13 protein-coding genes are annotated in these 15883 nt (G+C 61.9%); 7 read left to right on the top strand and 6 right to left on the bottom strand.

All coding sequences use genetic code 11. The features are described from left to right. Positions 1-210: 210 nt before the first annotated feature. Positions 211-696 (bottom strand): Cu(I)-responsive transcriptional regulator, encoded by a 486-nt coding sequence (cueR, locus tag Q390_RS17400; protein ID WP_051603014.1) that lies wholly within the window; start codon positions 694-696, stop codon positions 211-213. A 17-nt stretch (positions 697-713) separates the two neighbouring features. Next, positions 714-908: a heavy-metal-associated domain-containing protein gene (locus tag Q390_RS0103560; protein WP_027994839.1), complete on the bottom strand. Its 195-nt coding sequence runs from the start codon at positions 906-908 to the stop codon at positions 714-716. A 144-nt stretch (positions 909-1052) separates the two neighbouring features. Between Q390_RS0103560 and Q390_RS0103555 the strand changes: the two genes are divergently transcribed. The 3 genes from Q390_RS0103555 (at position 1053) to Q390_RS18995 (ending at position 7447) form a co-directional block, all read left to right on the top strand. Then, complete coding sequence (locus tag Q390_RS0103555; protein ID WP_027994838.1) at positions 1053-3332, top strand: heavy metal translocating P-type ATPase; 2280 nt, start codon at positions 1053-1055, stop codon at positions 3330-3332. Between the two features lie 261 nt (positions 3333-3593). After that, entirely contained in the window at positions 3594-4718 is a 1125-nt protein-coding gene (locus Q390_RS0103550) for an ABC transporter substrate-binding protein (protein WP_169737261.1), read from the top strand. Positions 4719-4750: 32 nt separating this feature from the next. Continuing rightward, complete coding sequence (locus Q390_RS18995) at positions 4751-7447, top strand: sensor domain-containing protein (protein ID WP_084153751.1); 2697 nt, start codon at positions 4751-4753, stop codon at positions 7445-7447. 69 nt (positions 7448-7516) lie between these two features. Here the strand turns inward: Q390_RS18995 and Q390_RS0103540 are convergent, their stop codons facing one another. Both Q390_RS0103540 and Q390_RS0103535 read right to left on the bottom strand, forming a co-directional pair. Continuing rightward, positions 7517-8941: an FAD-binding oxidoreductase gene (locus Q390_RS0103540; protein ID WP_027994836.1), complete on the bottom strand. Its 1425-nt coding sequence runs from the start codon at positions 8939-8941 to the stop codon at positions 7517-7519. Positions 8942-9082: 141 nt separating this feature from the next. After that, a complete protein-coding gene (locus Q390_RS0103535) occupies positions 9083-9436 on the bottom strand; it encodes an EF-hand domain-containing protein (protein WP_027994835.1) in 354 nt (117 codons plus the stop codon). Positions 9437-9640: 204 nt separating this feature from the next. Here Q390_RS0103535 and Q390_RS0103530 point away from each other — a divergent pair, with 204 nt between their 5' ends. From Q390_RS0103530 to Q390_RS0103520, 3 genes are all read left to right on the top strand, one after another. Then, a complete protein-coding gene (locus Q390_RS0103530; RefSeq protein ID WP_027994834.1) occupies positions 9641-10213 on the top strand; it encodes a cob(I)yrinic acid a,c-diamide adenosyltransferase in 573 nt (190 codons plus the stop codon). Positions 10214-10370: 157 nt separating this feature from the next. Then, positions 10371-11948 carry a methyl-accepting chemotaxis protein gene (locus Q390_RS0103525; RefSeq protein ID WP_027994833.1) on the top strand — a complete coding sequence of 526 codons (1578 nt, stop codon included), beginning with the start codon at positions 10371-10373 and terminating at the stop codon, positions 11946-11948. Between the two features lie 75 nt (positions 11949-12023). Then, on the top strand, positions 12024-12443 hold the full coding sequence (locus Q390_RS0103520) for a bacteriohemerythrin (RefSeq protein ID WP_156949816.1): 420 nt from the start codon (positions 12024-12026) through the stop codon (positions 12441-12443). 26 nt (positions 12444-12469) lie between these two features. Here Q390_RS0103520 and Q390_RS0103515 read toward each other — a convergent pair whose 3' ends face one another. Next, complete coding sequence (locus Q390_RS0103515; RefSeq protein ID WP_027994831.1) at positions 12470-12892, bottom strand: hotdog fold thioesterase; 423 nt, start codon at positions 12890-12892, stop codon at positions 12470-12472. A 190-nt stretch (positions 12893-13082) separates the two neighbouring features. Between Q390_RS0103515 and Q390_RS0103510 the strand changes: the two genes are divergently transcribed. Further along, on the top strand, positions 13083-14237 hold the full coding sequence (locus Q390_RS0103510; RefSeq protein ID WP_027994830.1) for an ABC transporter substrate-binding protein: 1155 nt from the start codon (positions 13083-13085) through the stop codon (positions 14235-14237). A 29-nt stretch (positions 14238-14266) separates the two neighbouring features. On the opposite strand, the gene scpC is transcribed toward Q390_RS0103510, so the two are convergent. Further along, positions 14267-15784, bottom strand: a complete 1518-nt coding sequence (gene scpC / locus Q390_RS0103505; protein ID WP_027994829.1) for a succinyl-CoA:acetate CoA-transferase ScpC — start codon at positions 15782-15784, stop codon at positions 14267-14269. Positions 15785-15883 lie beyond the last annotated feature (99 nt).

Here is a 15883-nt window from a genome sequence, read left to right as displayed (position 1 = left end):
ATTCCAAGGAGGTGACAGCACTGACTTTCAGCGCACGGTAAATCGAACTGGAGTCGTCCTCATCGTCAGGGACAAGGCGGCGAGTCTCGCACGGGGCGGGGCGCTGGCCGTACCGGTGACAGTATTCAAAAACAATAGCTACTAGCGCATGTATTTAAATCGATTTAAGGTGTTTTATGCTTCAAATTCAATCAATGCGTGCGCTAGTAGCTATTGTTTTTGATATGGTTTTTGCGCCGGTGCAGGCTGGAACGGCTGGCTACTGGCCGCGGCCAGGTCATCCAGGATCGGGCAGTCGGGCCGGTCATCACCGTGGCAGCACTGCACCAGCGATTGCAGGCTGCGCTGCATGGCTTGCATGTCGGCAATGCGCTGGTTCAGGGCGTCGATATGCGCTTGGGCGATGCGCTTGACTTGGCTGCTGGCGCGCGCCTTGTCTTGCCACAAGCCGAGCAAGGTGGCGATCTCGGCGATGGAAAACCCCAAGTCGCGCGCGCGGCGAATGAAGCGCAGGGCGTGGACATCGGCCTCGGTGTATTGGCGGTAGCCGCTGTCGGTGCGCGCCACCGGGGCCAGCAGACCGAGTGCTTCGTAGTGGCGCACCATGCGCGCCGACACGCCGGCGCGCTGCGCCGACACGCCAATCGGCACCGGCCAGCCGGCGTGGGTGGGTGCGGTAGCCGGGGTCTCGGACATGGCGCGCGGCAGACGCCTCAAGCGACGGTGTAGCCCTCTTCAGTGATGGCAATGACGAGGGCGTCGCGCGGCTCAATGCTGTCCACCGTGACCAGGTCATTGGGGCGGTCCACTTCGACGACAGCCTGGCGGTCGATGCGCTTAATGGCGTCGGTAATGGACTGTTCGCAGTGAGCGCACAGCATGTCTGGAACGGTGAATTTGTATTTCATGGAGGCTGTCTTTCAGAGGGGTAAAGAAGTCAAATTTTGCACCATCACCTTAACGCCATGGCAAGGTCAAGCGCGCAGGCGCAAGGTGTGTATTTTGGCCCTGCACTTGACCTTGCCACGGCGTCAGGGTTTACGGTAGCAGGCATGAACAACACTATTGCCCCCCTCTCCCCCCCCCGTGCTGCCGCTGGCGCCACGCAAGAGCTGGACTTGTCGATTGGCGGCATGACCTGCGCCAGTTGCTCGGGCCGTGTCGAGCGCGCGCTGCGCAAAGTGCCGGGCGTGCAGGAGGCGACGGTGAACTTGGCGACCGAGTCGGCACGCGTCCAAGTGGTTTTGCCCGACGGGGGCGACGCAGCGGCGCTGGAGGCCATGGATGCCTTGCTGCGCCGCACGGTGCGCAATGCCGGTTACGAGCCCCTGACGGCGGCCGCCAGCGCGGCGCGCGAGGAAGACGCTTCCCCCTGGGCCGGCTTTGCGCCGGTGGCCATCGGCCTGCTGCTGTCGGCGCCGCTGGTGTTGCCGATGTTCGGTGACCTGTTTGGCCAGCACTGGATGCTGCCGGCCTGGGCGCAGTTTTTGTTGGCGACGCCGGTGCAGTTCATCTTGGGCGCGCGTTTTTACAAGGCCGGCTGGGCGGCGGCCAAGGCGCTGACCGGGAATATGGATCTGCTGGTCGCCATTGGCACCAGCGCCGGCTGGGGCTTGTCGATGTGGCTGTGGCTGACCGCCGCGCCGGGGCACACGCCGCATTTGTACTTTGAAGCCTCCGCCGTCGTCGTCACGCTGGTGCTGCTGGGCAAGTGGCTGGAAGCGCGCGCCAAGCACCAAACGACGGCGGCGATCCGCGCGCTGCACGGGCTGCGGCCGGATGTGGCGCACTTATTGGGCAAGCGCGGCGAAGTCGATGTGCCGGTGGCCGAGGTGATGGTCGGCGACCACCTGGTGGTGCGCCCCGGCGAGCGCTTTCCGGTGGATGGGACGTTGCTCGAAGGCGATACGCAGGTCGATGAATCGATGCTGACCGGCGAGCCGCTGCCGGTGGCCAAGGCGCTGGGCGATGTGCTGACCGGCGGCTCGATCAACGGCGAGGGCCGCGTGGTGTTGCAAGTGCAGGCGGTGGGTGCCGAGACGGTGCTGGCACACATCATCCGCCTGGTCGAAGACGCGCAGGCCGGTAAGGCGCCGATCCAGCGGCTGGTGGACAAGGTGGCGAATGTGTTTGTGCCGGTGGTGCTGCTGATCGCGCTGGCCACGCTGCTGGGCTGGCTGTGGGCGGGGGTCGGCGGCGAAGTGGCGCTGATCCGCGCCGTGGCGGTGCTGGTGATTGCCTGCCCGTGCGCGCTGGGGCTGGCAACGCCGGCGGCCATCATGGCGGGCACGGGCGTAGCAGCAAAGCACGGCATTTTGATCAAGGACGCACAGGCGCTGGAACTGGCGCACCAAGTCGATACGGTGGCGTTTGACAAGACCGGCACCCTCACCGTCGGCCAGCCGCGCCTGACGGCGTTTCACGTGGAACCAGGGCAAGACGAGGCCGCCGTGCTGCAAGCGGCGGCCAGTGTGCAAAGCGGTAGCGAACACCCGCTGGCGCGCGCCGTGGTACAGGCGGCGCAAGAGCGCGGTCTGGAGCTGACGGCGCCGGAGGCGGTGCGCGCCGTACCGGGGCGCGGCAGCGAGGGCGAGGTGCAAGGGCGCAGCTACCTGTTGGGCAGTCTGCGCTGGATGGATGCATTGGGCGTGGCGCTGGGCCCGCTGGCAGAACGGGCGCAGCAGTTGCAAAACGACGGCGCCACGGTGTCGGCAGTCGCTGAAAGGACAGCGCAAGGCGTGCAATTGCTGGCACTGATGGCGTTTGGCGACGAGCCCAAACCCGGCGCACGCGCGGCGCTGGCGGCGCTGAAGGCGCGCGGCATTCGCACGGTGATGATCTCCGGCGACAACCGGGGCGCAGCCGAAGTGATGGCGCGGCGCCTGGGCCTCGACCCGGACGCCGGCGAAGTCCGCGCCGAGGTGCTGCCCGGCGACAAGGCGGCGCAGGTGCGTGCGCTGCAGCAGGACGGTGGCGGCCAACCGCACACGGTGGCGATGGTGGGCGATGGCGTCAACGACGCGCCGGCGCTGGCCGCCGCCGATGTCGGCATGGCCATGGGCAACGGCACCGATGTCGCCATGCACGCCGCCGGCATCACGCTGATGCGCGGTGACCCGCAACTGGTGGCGGCGGCGCTAGACATTTCGCACCGCACGGTGCTGAAGATTCGGCAAAATCTGTTCTGGGCCTTTGCCTATAACGTGGCCGGCATTCCGTTGGCGGCGCTCGGTTACCTCAGCCCGGTGGTGGCCGGCGCGGCGATGGCGCTCAGCTCGGTCAGTGTGGTAACCAATGCGCTGCTGCTCAAACGCTGGCGCATGAAGGAGTGAGGCTGGCGCCGGGTTTGCCGCCGCGCAGCAACGGACGCCAAACCACCAAAAGAAATATCGCAAATATCTGTAACCCTTAGGGGGTGTGCCGCTTAAGCTCATGGGTTGCACAAAAAATGTGCATAGCGCCAGCCTGCAGCCACGCGGGGCCGCTCAAAGCCATAGAAATAGCAATCCACATAGAAATGCTTGGTGATGCATAGACGATTTTTTTGTTCGTTGATCTACGGCTTGAGCGCCTTATTCACACCCACCTTCGCGATGGCCTCCGACCCGGTGTATATCGGTCTGGATGCCGAGTTTGGCCATGCGACCAGCACCTCCGCCCAAGCCGTTCAGCAAGGCATACAGATTGCCCTGGATGAAATCAACGCTGCGGGCGGCGTTTTGGGTGGTCGGCAGCTTGAATTGATCACCCGCGACAACCGCTCCATCACGGCGGTGGGCAGGGACAATTTTCAGGAGCTGGCGCAGGTCAAAGATCTGATTGCGGTGTTCGGTGGCAAATTCAGCCCCATCTATGTCGAATGCTTGCCACTGGCCCACGAACTGCAGGTGCCATTGATGGATCCCTGGGGGGCTGCCGACCAGATCACCGATCACCACTTTCGGCCCAATTATGTTTTTCGGCTCTCGCTGAAAGACGCTTGGGCGGCGTCTGCCTTCATGCGCTTTGCGCAGCAGCAATACCAAGCCAAGCGCATCGGCCTCATGCTGCCCAACACAGCTTGGGGGCGCAGCAACAAGGCCGCGCTGGACAAGGCCGCGGGCCGCGCTGATCTCAAGATCGTCGGCGAGCATTGGTACAACTGGGGCGACCAGTCGCTGATCCAGCGCTACCAAGAGTTGCGTGCGGCGGGCGCGCAGGTGCTGGTATTGGTAGCCAATGAAGTCGAAGGCGCCATCTTGGTCAAAGAGATAGCGGCACTGCCGGCTGCAGAGCGCATTCCCCTGATCAGCCACTGGGGCATTACCGGTGGCGAGTTTGCCCGGATGACAGAAGGCGCCCTCGACCAAGTGGAGCTGAGCGTGGTTCAAACCTTCAGCTTCCTCCATCCCCCGTCACCTCGGGCTAAAAAACTGGCGGCGGCCATGAAGACCCGCTACGGCGTGGCATCGGCCGCGCAGATCAAGAGTCCGGTGGGCGTGGCCCAGGCTTACGATTTAACGCACCTGCTGGTGCAGGCGATGCAAAAAGCCGGTAGCACCGACCGCCCAAAAATACGGGAGGCACTGGAGCACCTGCCAGCGTGGACGGGCGCAGTGCGGCACTACGCCAAGCCCTTTACCGCCACCCGACACGATGCGCTGTCGCAGGACAACGTATTTTTTGTCCGCTACACCGCACAAGACACGCTGGTGCCGATCCCAGCCGTGAAACGCTAAGTAGCTCTGCTGCACAGCACCGAGGTCATTGCATGAAACTAGCGTTAAACGCCTGGCATCTCCATTCCGGCCGCGACTCGCACAGTTTGGCGGCTCAAATTCAGCGGGCCAATTTCTGGTTGGCGATGCTGATGGTGGTGTGCCTGGGCGGGTCGATGTTGGCGTTGAGTCTGAACGAAGTCACTAAAACCCAAAGCAAAGCGAATCACGCGGCCATCAACGTCATCGGTCAAATTTTGTCGGCCGAAGTTAAAAATCAAATCGAGAGCATTACCGATCTGGCCTCCAACCCCATCACCTGGACATCCCTCACCGACAGCGCAGGAAGAGATGTTTATTTGAAGCCGGCGTTGGCGGCCCGAGAAAAGAGCCTGGCCTCCAGCACCATCGCCTTGTTTGACTACAAGGGCCGGCATCTTGCGGGAAGCAATCCAGACTTGTCCGAGCGCCAACGCATCGACGCCATGGTGGTGGCGGTATTGGCCAGCAAGCAACGGCAGATGGTTTTATTGCCCGGCGCGCAGGTGAAATTGCTGGTGGCTGAGCCGGTGATTTATCCGTACACCCAGGACGTGATTGGCATTCTCACTGCGAGCATCGATCTGAACGGGTTGTTTTTGCAGCATGTGAATCAGGCGCGGCTGGACGTGGGCATAGACATCCGGCACGGGGGTCAAGTGGTCGCGACCACGATGGCCTTGCCGCACAAGGCCTATTTACCAGCCACCTTTGATTTACCTTTTGTGCTGAACGAGCCAGCGTCAGACATGGCCATCGTTTTGTATTCAACGCAAAACCCCTGGTGGTTACCCGTGGCTGGGCTGCTGGGCTGGGCCACGTTGATCGGCTTGTTGTTGTCGGCGGTGGTATGGCGTGTTTCTCGACAATTGGCCATGCGCATCACCGCCCGGATTGAGCGACTGGCCGACGAATGTGAATCCATCGGCGCCGGTCGTACCACCCAAGTGTCGCCCGATGCGCATCAAGACGAAATCGGGGTTCTGTCCAGAACGCTGGCCAAAGCGCTGGCGGCGTACCACCACATCACGCAAAATTTGGAGTGGGTGGTCGAACAAAAGACCAAGGCCCTGTTGGAAAGCGAAGGCCGCTTCAGAGGATTTTTTGAAAACAACGCCTCCGTGATGCTGCAAATCGCGCCCCACACCGGGCAGGTGCTATTGGCCAACCAGGCTGCCGCCGATTTTTATGGCTATAGCCTGGATGAACTGATGGCCATGAACATTGCCGACATCAATTGTTTGCCGCCCGAACAAACCCGCGCTGAAATGGCCTTGGTGGAACACCAAAGCCGCAAGTCTTTCCACTTTCAGCACCGGCTGCATTCGGGAGCAGTGCGGGAGGTGGAGGTGTATTCGACGCCGATGCAGATCAACGAAGTGGCGGGGCTTTTTTCTCTCGTCCACGACATCACGGACCGTGTCAGCGCCGAGCGCAAATTAAAAATCAGCAACCAGGCGTTGATGGCCATTTCTCAGGGGGTGATCGTGACCGATGCCCAGGGACGGATCGTCTCCATGAACAACGCGTTCTCCGACATCACGGGCTACGATCTGAATGAGGTGTTGGGCGTAACGTGCAAATTCTTGCAAGGCCCCGACACCGATGCGCAGACCATTCAGACCATCCGTGAAGCCAAACTGGCCGGCCGTGATTTCGACGGAGAAATTCTCAATTACCGCAAAAACGGGCATGTTTTCTGGAATGCGCTGACCATCACGCCGATGTTTGACGACCACGGTGTCTTGCGGCACTTCATTGGTATTATTCGGGACATTACCGAGCGCAGACAGGCCAAGGAGCGCCTGCAATTAGCGGCCAACGTGTTCACCTTCTCGCGCGAGGGCATCATGATTACCTTGGCCAACGGCACGATTGTCGAGACCAATAAGGCCTTTGCCTTCATCACCGGCTACAGCCAGGAAGAGGTGATGGGACAAACGCCGCACATGCTCGGTTCAGGGCGCCAAGACAGCCAATTTTTTCCGGCGCTCTGGGCACAACTGAAGTCGCAAGGGCACTGGCAAGGCGAAATCTGGAATCGCCGCAAAACCGGCGAGTTTTATGCAGCCATGCTCAATATCAGTGCCGTGCGCAACAGCCAGAACAAGGACCAGATTGATTACTTTGTCGCCTTGTACACCGACATCACCGCCAAGAAAAACTACGAACAGCAACTGGTACGCAGCGCGCACTACGATGCCTTGACCGGCTTGGCCAACCGCGTGCTGTTTGCCGACCGACTGAACCAGGCAATGGCGCAAGCGCTGCGCCACCGTAAATTACTGGCGTTGATTTATCTGGATCTGGATGGCTTCAAAGCGGTCAACGATATCCATGGCCACAAGGCCGGCGACATCCTGTTAATGACAGTCGCCAAGCGCATGCAGCAGTGCTTGCGTGAAGGGGACACCCTGGCCCGGGTCGGCGGCGACGAATTCGTGGCGGTGCTGGTGGACCTGGAGTCGGCCGACGAAGGGCTGCCGGTCATGGAGCGCATGCTGCGGGCGGCATCGCAGCCGGTATCGATAGACGATGCCGTGGTGCAAGTGTCCGCCAGCCTGGGCGCCACCTACTTTCCGCAAGCGGGGGAGATGGGTGCCGAGCAACTCATCGAACAGGCAGACCAAACCATGTACCAAGCCAAACAGGGTGGCAAGAATCGGATCCATCTCTTTGAGGCCGGGCAGGATCAGCCTGTCACAGCGTAGGCACGCACTGGGCATCAAAAAAGCCTTAGAGCCTTATGGGACATGCAGCTGAAGCTATCAAATTAAAAATTACGCCGCAAAAATCTTGCCCGGATTGAGGATATTTTGCGGGTCCAGCGCCTGCTTGATAGCACGCATCATCGCCACCGCGCCCTCCCCGGCCTCGTCCAGCAGAAAGCCCATTTTGTGGATGCCCACGCCGTGCTCACCGGTGCAGGTGCCGCCCAAAGCCAGGGCGCGCGCGACCAGTTGGTGGTTGAGTTGCTCAGCCGCTACGCGTTCTTGCGGGAGTGTCGGGTCGAGCAAATAGCCAAAGTGAAAATTGCCATCGCCGACATGGCCGACGAGAAAGTACGGAATGCCACTGGCGTCGGCCTCGGTCACCGAGTCCAGCAGACAGTCGGCCAAGCGGCTGATCGGCACGCAGGCATCGGTGGTAATGACTTGGCAGCCGGGGCGGCTTTGCACGGCGGCAAAGTAGGCGTTGTGCCGGGCGGTCCACAGGCGCGTGCGCTCTTCCGGGGTGCTGGCCCATTCAAACGCGGTGCCGCCAAACTCACTGACCATCTCTTGCACCGTCTCGGCCTGCTCTTTCACACTGGCGGGCGAGCCGTGGAATTCCATCAGCAGCAGCGGCTCTTCGCGCAGGTTCAGTTTGCTGTGCACATTCACCATGCGCACGCTGTTGGCGTCGAGCAGTTCACAGCGGGCAATCGGCACACCGAGCTGGATGGTCTGGATGGTGGTGCGCACCGCGGCTTCGATGCTCGGAAACGAACAGATCGCTGCCGACACTGCTTCAGGCAACGGGTACAGGCGCACGGTGACTTCGGTGATCACGCCCAGCGTGCCTTCGCTGCCGACGAGCAGGCGCGTCAGGTCGTAGCCGGCGCTGCTTTTTTTGGCACGGGTGCCCGTGCGGATCACTGCGCCGCTGGCCGTCACCACTTCCAGCGCCAGCACGTTCTCGCGCATGGTGCCGTAGCGCACGGCGTTAGTACCGCTGGCGCGTGTCGCCGTCATGCCGCCGATGCTGGCGTCGGCGCCGGGGTCGATGGGGAAAAACAGGCCGGTGTCCTTGATGGCGTCGTTCAGCGCCTTGCGCGTGATGCCGGGCTGCACCGTCACCGTCAGGTCTTCAGCATCCATGCGCAGCACCTGGTTCATGCGGCTGACATCCAGGCTGATCCCGCCTTGCACCGCCAGCAGGTGTCCTTCCAGGGATGAGCCGGCGCCGTAGGGGATCACCGGCACGGCGTACTGGCTGGCCAGTTGCACGGCGTCCTGCACATCTTGCGTGCTGTGCGCAAACACCACCGCGGCGGGCGGCGGCGCCTGCAGCGATCCTTCATCGCGGCCGTGCTGCTCGCGCACCGCCGGGGCGGCGGAGTACTGCACGCCAAAACGCGCCTGCAGCGCCGCCAGCAAAGCTGGCGGTACCGGGCGCAAGGAAACATCAGGCTGCAGGTGCGAAAAAGTGTCTGGGGCGTTCATGGGGCTTCTCCAAGAGGACATAAAAGAATATCACTTGGCGCACGTAAAAATGCCCTGACGGGCTTGCAGTCCGCCAGGGCACAGTAGGTATCCACTTTTCAACGAGGTTACGGCCTTGAACCGCAGGGCTTCATTCGGCCCCTAGGAGGCTCCCTGCTCAAATTCTTTGCGCGACAGCACGCCATCCTGGTTGATATCCCACTGCTGGAATCGCCGGCCAATGGCAGTCACGGCTGCTGCTTCTTGCGCACTGAGCTTGCCGTCGTGGTTGGTATCGGCTTTATCAAACGCGGCCTGGGGGTCGGCGGTGGCAGGTGCGGCCGGGCCAATGGTGAATTTGGACGGTGTCACCGCTGTAGTGCTAGCCGGGCCAAAAGAGAGCTGCGCTTGGCTCCCCTGGGCGTGCGAGGCGGTGACGACACCGAGCGATAAGGCCGTAAACAGCAGCACGCTGCAGGAATCAAAAGGAAAAATACGGCGTCGTGTGATATCCATACAACCAAACTCCCAGAATATGAAACAAGTTGGCATTGCACTGCAACGCCTTGCTCGGCGCCAGTTCTTTTGCCGTTTGTTGCGACATTCAACATTTGCGTGCACGCCGTAACGCTGGAACGCCGTAACGCTGGAACGCACCAGCGCCACCGGTCCCGCTCACGCACAATGGCCAAACACATTCACATATAAAGAGGTCTTCTGATGGGCAACCGACTCACACAAATTGCCACGCGCACTGGCGACGATGGCACCACCGGTTTGGGAGACAACACGCGTGTGCCCAAGCACCACCTGCGCGTGCAGGCCATGGGAGATGTCGATGAACTCAATTCGCACATCGGCCTGCTGCTGTGCGAGCCGATGGCGCCCGAGGTGCGCGAGCTGTTGATTGACGTGCAGCACCAACTCTTCAACCTGGGCGGCGAGCTGTCGATTCCGGGCTTTGAGTTGCTGCAGGAACAGGCCGTACTGCAACTTGACCAGGCGCTGGCAACGCACAACGCCGCCTTGCCACGTCTGCAGGAGTTCATCCTGCCGGCCGGCACACGCGCTGCTGCACAGGCGCATATTTGCCGCACCGTGGCCCGCCGCGCCGAGCGCGCCGTGGTCGCCCTGGGCGTGCAAGAAACGGTACGTGAGACACCGCGCCACTACCTCAACCGCTTGTCCGACTTGATGTTTGTGCTCTCGCGCGTGTTCAACCGCATGGATGGCAGCGGTGGTGACGACGTGTACTGGAAGAGCGAGCGGCTGGCCCGTGCCGCCGCCGAATAAATACCGACCACAGGCCCATTTTTCTGTCTCTGCAGAGGCGCTACGCTGGCATGGCAGCGCCCCTGGAGCGTGAGCGCCGCAGTCGAAATGCACTTACGCAGAAAACCCGCCTGCCTACAATCAGGTAACAAATTGAATCTCACTCCGGAATTTTTCCATGCATCTTGGCTTTTTGAAAATTGGCACCCGCCTGGGTCTGGCCTTCGGTCTGGTGGTACTGATGATGCTGGGCATCACCGTGGTCGGGGTGTTGCGCCTGGGTGATGTCGGCGTCATCAATGAACGCATCATTGACGACAGTTGGGTCAAGTCTGAAGCCGCCCATCTCATCGACGGCACGACGCGGGCCAATGCACGCCTGACCATGGAGTTGGCCATCACCACCGATCCCCAGCGGCTCAAAGCGATCAAGGCCGGCATTGCCGCCAACAAACACAGCATTGACGAAGCCTTTGCCGTGCTCCAGCAGAAGGTGGCGTTGCCCGAAGGCAAGGCCATCCTGGCGCGCCTGAGTGAATTGCGCGGCAAGTATGTGCAGTCGTTTGGCCGGGTGGCCCAACTGGTCGATGCCAACGAGCGCGAGCGCGCCATCGCCCTGCTCCAGTCGGAGACGCTCCCCGCGCTGGACGCACTGCAGGAGCCCATCAATGCCCTGACCACCTTGCAGAAAAAATTGGTGGAAAACGATGGCCATGCTGTAGTGAAAAACATCCGCAGTGCACACACCCTGATGCTGGTGCTGGGCGCGCTGGGCCTGCTGATTGGCGTGGTTCTGTCCGTGGGCATCACGCGCTCCATCGTCACGCCGCTGCGCCGCGCCGTGGGATTGGCACGCACCGTGGCTGCGGGCGATCTGGGCAGCCATATCGAGGTCACCGGCCGCGACGAGACCAGCGAATTGCTGCAAGCGCTGCGCGACATGAATCACAGCCTGGGCAGCATCGTGGTGCGTGTGCGCTCGGGCAGCGAAACCATTGCCACCGCCACCGGCCAGATTGCCGCCGGCAACACCGATCTGTCGGCACGCACGGAAGAACAAGCCAGTGCGCTGGAACAGACCACGGCCGCGATCCACGAGCTGGCTTCGACCATCCGACAAAATTACGAGTACGGCAAAAACGCCAACCAGATCGCCGAATCGGCGGCCCAGGTGGCCGTCCAGGGCGGCCAGATGGTGACCCAGGTGGTCCAGACCATGGAAGCCATCAACACCTCGTCACGCAAGATCGCCGACATCATTGGCGTGATCGACGGCATTGCCTTTCAGACCAATATCCTGGCCTTGAACGCCGCCGTGGAAGCGGCGCGCGCCGGTGAGCAGGGGCGCGGTTTTGCCGTGGTGGCCTCCGAAGTGCGCAGTCTGGCCGGGCGCTCAGCGACTGCAGCCAAAGAAATCAAGGGACTGATCGAGGCCTCGGTGAACAACGTCACCGACGGCTGCCAACAGGTCGAGCGCGCCGGCACCACCATGGATGAAATCGTTGTCAGCGTGCGCCGCGTGGCCGACATCATGGGCGAGATCAGCTTGGCCAGCCAAGACCAGACCCAAGGCATGGAGCAAATCAACCAGGCGATGGTGCAGATGGACCAGGTCACGCAGTCCAACGCTGCGCTGGTCGAAGAAGCCGCCGCAGCGGCGCAATCGCTCGAACACCAGGCCGACGGGCTGGTGCAAGCCGTCAGTGTGTTCAAAGTAGGTGCGGCAACGCATTCGCTGGCGTTGTCGGCCCGCTAAGCACGCTTGCACTCAAGGCAGACGCCCGGGACGATGGTTCCCCCTTCATTTCTTCACTACTGCGAGACCTAGCCTATGGCTTACTTTATCTGGGCAAATGACATGGCTATCGACCATGGCCCCATCGATCAAGACCACAAAATGCTGGTGGAACAAGTCAACCAGCTCCATACCGCCACCGAGGCCGGACGCGGCCAGCAAGTGGTAGGCCAGTTGCTAGGCGAGCTGATTCGCAGCACCGTCGAACACATCCGGCGTGAAGAACAGGTCATGCGCCAGTTGGGCTATCCACGGCTGAAGCAGCACCAGGCCAGCCATGTGGATTTCGTGAACGATCTGCACGCACTGCAGCAAAAATTTGCTGCCGGCAACATCACCGTGGCGGCCCAGCTCTCGACCTTGCTGCGCGACTGGCTGTCGCTGCACATCCGGCGCTATGACAGGGACATCCTGACTTTCATGCAGGAAAAACGCCGTACCAAGACCGCCGCCTGAGGCCCAGCGGCGCCCGGACTGCCGTTTCAGCGCGGCGCCAGAATCGCCATGGTCAGGCGCGAGACACAGGTCAGCTGACCCTCGTCATTGACCATGTCAATTTGCCAGACCTGCGTGGTGCGACCCAGGTGCACCGCGCGCGCGGTACCTGTCACCCAGCCGCTGGCGCTGGCACGAATATGGTTGGCATTGATGTCCAGCCCCACACCATGGTGCCCTTCGGGGCAGGCATAAAACGCGCCGATGGAGCCCAGGGTTTCAGCCAGTACCACGCTCACGCCGCCGTGCAAAATGCCAAAGGGCTGGCGCGTGCGGTCATCCACCGGCACGCGGCCGCACAAAAAGTCATCCCCCACTTCGGTCATTTCAATGCCCAGGTGGGAAGCGGCCGTATGTGCATTGAGCTGGTTGAGCAGTGGCAGGGAAATCGGTTTGATCCAGATCGACATGGGACTCCTTGGCACAGAAATAGCACGCAAAGGGTGCGTAACCGGGGTGGCGACGCGCAGGTGCAAGGTCTACAAAAGGTGCAGGCTCTAAGATTGCCCGCTCATTATCTGTGCGCTGCGCAGGGGCGGGTGTCGCTCGGGGGCCAGGGTTTGCCGGTGCTTCGGTTGTTTTTTAGTGGGGTATCTTTTCATGCAACGTCGTCAGTTTGTCTCTCTGGTTTCCAGTGCCGTGGCGATCACGGCTGCCCCGGTGCTGGTGCGCAGTGCCTATGCCCAGGAGGCGGGCTTGAGCGCAAAAAGCATCGCCATCGGCTGCTCGGCCGACGTCACCGGCCCGCTGGCGGCCTTTGGCGAAGACATTCGCCAGGGCGCGGGCGCCGCGCTGGCGCAGATCAATGGCCGGGGCGGCATCCATGGGCGCACGCTGCAGTTGAACATCATGGACGACAAGTACGAGCCGCCGCGCACGGTGGAAAACGTCAAGCAAATGCTGTCTCAGGGCAACACCTTTGCCTTGCTGTCGTGCGTCGGCACCGCTAATAACAAGGCCATCTTGCCGATGACCGAAGAGGTCGGCATGGTGCACGTCGGCCCGGTGACTGGGGCGTCTTCGTTGCGCAAGGGCGCGCGCAGCGTGTTCCATGTGCGCGCCAGCTACACCGCCGAAGTGCACCGCCTGATACAGCGCCTGCTGGATATGAACCTCAAAAGCATTGGCGTGGTGTATCTGGACAACCTGTATGGCCGCGAAATGCTCGAAGATGCGATCCATGAGCTGGACAAAAACGGCATCAGTCTGGTGGTGCAAGCTGCGTTGGCTACCGACAGCAGCAATTTGCCCGCAGTACTGACCCAGGTGACCGCCGCCCGCCCCGCTGCCGTCTTGCTGGCCACGGCTGGCTCGGCCTCGGTGGGCCTGGTGCGGGGCCTGAAAAAAAACCTGCCCGGCACGTTGATGACCGGCATCAGCGCTACGCTGATGGGCGACGGCCCCAAGCAACTGGGCCAGCTCGCCAGCGGTATCGCCCTGTCACTGATCGTGCCCAATCCGTTCAATACCAAAACCGGTGTGGTACGCGACTACCAAGCCGCCATGCGCGCCATCCAACAGCCCGATTTCAGCCCGGGCAGTCTGGACGCCTACATCAACATGCGCGTGCTGGCCGAAGGCCTGGAGCGTGCCGGCCCAGCCGTGACACAGGATAAGTTGCGCAGCGCCCTGGCGGGCATCCGCAAATGGAACCTGGGCGATTTTGTCATCGATTACAGCGGCCCGCCGCCCTATGTCGGCTCGCGCTTTATCGATTTGGGTGTGCTGGGCAGTAACGGTCGCTTTATCGGCTGACCGGTGGCACCAGCACCCTGGCCGCCCCTTCAGGCGCGCATGGTTCCGGTGTCCACAAAGCGCTGGTGCCAGCTCAGCGCCTCGTTCAGCAGATGCGGCGTGTGCCGTCCGCCGGGGCCGGCCTCCGCCCGAGCCAGGTAGTCGCGCAACATGGGGCGGAAATCCGGGTGCGCACAGCGGTCAATGATCAGCTTGGCGCGCTGCGTTGGCGAGTGGCCGCGCAGGTCGGCCAGGCCCTGCTCGGTGACGATGACCTGCACATCGTGCTCGGTGTGATCGACGTGCGAGACCATCGGCACGATGCATGAAATGGCACCCCCCTTGGCCACCGACGGTGTCATGAAAAACGACAGATAGCCGTTGCGCGCAAAGTCGCCCGAGCCGCCAATGCCGTTCATGATGCTGGTGCCCATGATGTGCGTCGAGTTAACGTTGCCGTAGATGTCGGCCTCGATCATGGCGTTCATGGCAATCACGCCCAGACGGCGGATCAGCTCGGGGTGGTTACTGATCTCCTGCGGGCGCAGCACGATGCGCTGACGGTAAAAATCAATGTTGCGTGTGAATTCTTCCAGCGCCGGCGGACTCAGCGACAGCGCTGTGGCGGAGGCACTGGACAGTTTGCCGCTGCGCAGCATGTCCAGCATGCCGTCCTGCAGCACTTCGGTGAAGGCGCTCAGGTTGTCAAACGGCCCTTGATTCAGTCCATCCAGCACCGCGTTGGCAATGTTGCCCACGCCCGACTGCAGCGGCAGCAGGTTGGCTGGCAAGCGGCCGCGCTTTACTTCGTGCTGCATGAATTCAATGATGTGGCCGGCAATTTGTGACGACACTGCGTCCGGCGCAGCAAAGCTGGAATTACGGTCCGACTGGCTGGTGTGCACCACGGCAATCACCTTGCTCATGTCGCAGCGCAGGTACGGATCGCCAATGCGCTCGTTCGGCTCGGTCAGCGGAATCGGCTTGCGGTGCGGCGGACGCTCGGTGCCGTAGTAGATGTCGTGCATCCCGGCCAGCGCCAGGCTTTGCAGGTCATTGACCTCCAGAATGATCTTGTCGGCCTGCTCCAGCCAGGTCTTGTTGTTGCCCACCGAAGACGACGGAATCAGCTGCCCATCAGGCAACACGCCGGCCACTTCGATCAGCGCCACGTCCAGGTGGCCGAGAAAGCCAAACCAGACAAACTGCGCCATGTGCGACAGATGGATGTCCATGTATTGCATGGTGCCGGCATTGATGCGCTCGCGACACGCCGGGTCGGACTGGTAAGGCATCCGCATCTCAATACCGCCGACCTTGGCCAGTGCGCCATCCAGCTCGGGGGCGGTGGAGGCACCTGTCCACAGACCGATCTTGAACGGCTTGCCGGCCGCGTGCTGCTGCTCGATGCGCCGCGCCAGCGCCAGCGGCACCGCCTTGGGGTAGCCGGCGCCGGTAAAGCCGCTCATGCCGACGTTGGCTCCGGCAGGAATCAAGGCGGCGGCCTCGTCGGCCGACATGACGCGTTCAAGAAGGGCGGGATGCAAAACCCGATCGGCGAGGGACATGGGGAAACTCCAGCAACAAAAAAGGGCGGCGCAGCAGACTGCGGGCAGACGAGCGCGGATCTTATCCGGCAACAAAATCAGCACAAGGGTAAACCCTTA

It is taken from the genome of Simplicispira psychrophila DSM 11588 (assembly GCF_000688255.1).
Classification (GTDB): Bacteria; Pseudomonadota; Gammaproteobacteria; order Burkholderiales; family Burkholderiaceae_C; genus Simplicispira; species Simplicispira psychrophila.
The sequence above is the reverse complement of the archived record's forward strand: the minus strand, read 5'-3'. Positions and strand labels throughout refer to the sequence as shown.

What these genes read in the sequence shown, in the direction of transcription:
- cueR (WP_051603014.1), bottom strand. Translation starts at nt 696, where the DNA reads ATGTCCGAGACCCCGGCTACCGCACCCACCCACGCCGGCTGGCCGGTG.
- Q390_RS0103560 (WP_027994839.1), bottom strand. Translation starts at nt 908, where the DNA reads ATGAAATACAAATTCACCGTTCCAGACATGCTGTGCGCTCACTGCGAA.
- Q390_RS0103555 (WP_027994838.1), top strand. Translation starts at nt 1,053, where the DNA reads ATGAACAACACTATTGCCCCCCTCTCCCCCCCCCGTGCTGCCGCTGGC.
- Q390_RS0103550 (WP_169737261.1), top strand. Translation starts at nt 3,594, where the DNA reads ATGGCCTCCGACCCGGTGTATATCGGTCTGGATGCCGAGTTTGGCCAT.
- Q390_RS18995 (WP_084153751.1), top strand. Translation starts at nt 4,751, where the DNA reads ATGAAACTAGCGTTAAACGCCTGGCATCTCCATTCCGGCCGCGACTCG.
- Q390_RS0103540 (WP_027994836.1), bottom strand. Translation starts at nt 8,941, where the DNA reads ATGAACGCCCCAGACACTTTTTCGCACCTGCAGCCTGATGTTTCCTTG.
- Q390_RS0103535 (WP_027994835.1), bottom strand. Translation starts at nt 9,436, where the DNA reads ATGGATATCACACGACGCCGTATTTTTCCTTTTGATTCCTGCAGCGTG.
- Q390_RS0103530 (WP_027994834.1), top strand. Translation starts at nt 9,641, where the DNA reads ATGGGCAACCGACTCACACAAATTGCCACGCGCACTGGCGACGATGGC.
- Q390_RS0103525 (WP_027994833.1), top strand. Translation starts at nt 10,371, where the DNA reads ATGCATCTTGGCTTTTTGAAAATTGGCACCCGCCTGGGTCTGGCCTTC.
- Q390_RS0103520 (WP_156949816.1), top strand. Translation starts at nt 12,024, where the DNA reads ATGGCTTACTTTATCTGGGCAAATGACATGGCTATCGACCATGGCCCC.
- Q390_RS0103515 (WP_027994831.1), bottom strand. Translation starts at nt 12,892, where the DNA reads ATGTCGATCTGGATCAAACCGATTTCCCTGCCACTGCTCAACCAGCTC.
- Q390_RS0103510 (WP_027994830.1), top strand. Translation starts at nt 13,083, where the DNA reads ATGCAACGTCGTCAGTTTGTCTCTCTGGTTTCCAGTGCCGTGGCGATC.
- scpC (WP_027994829.1), bottom strand. Translation starts at nt 15,784, where the DNA reads ATGTCCCTCGCCGATCGGGTTTTGCATCCCGCCCTTCTTGAACGCGTC.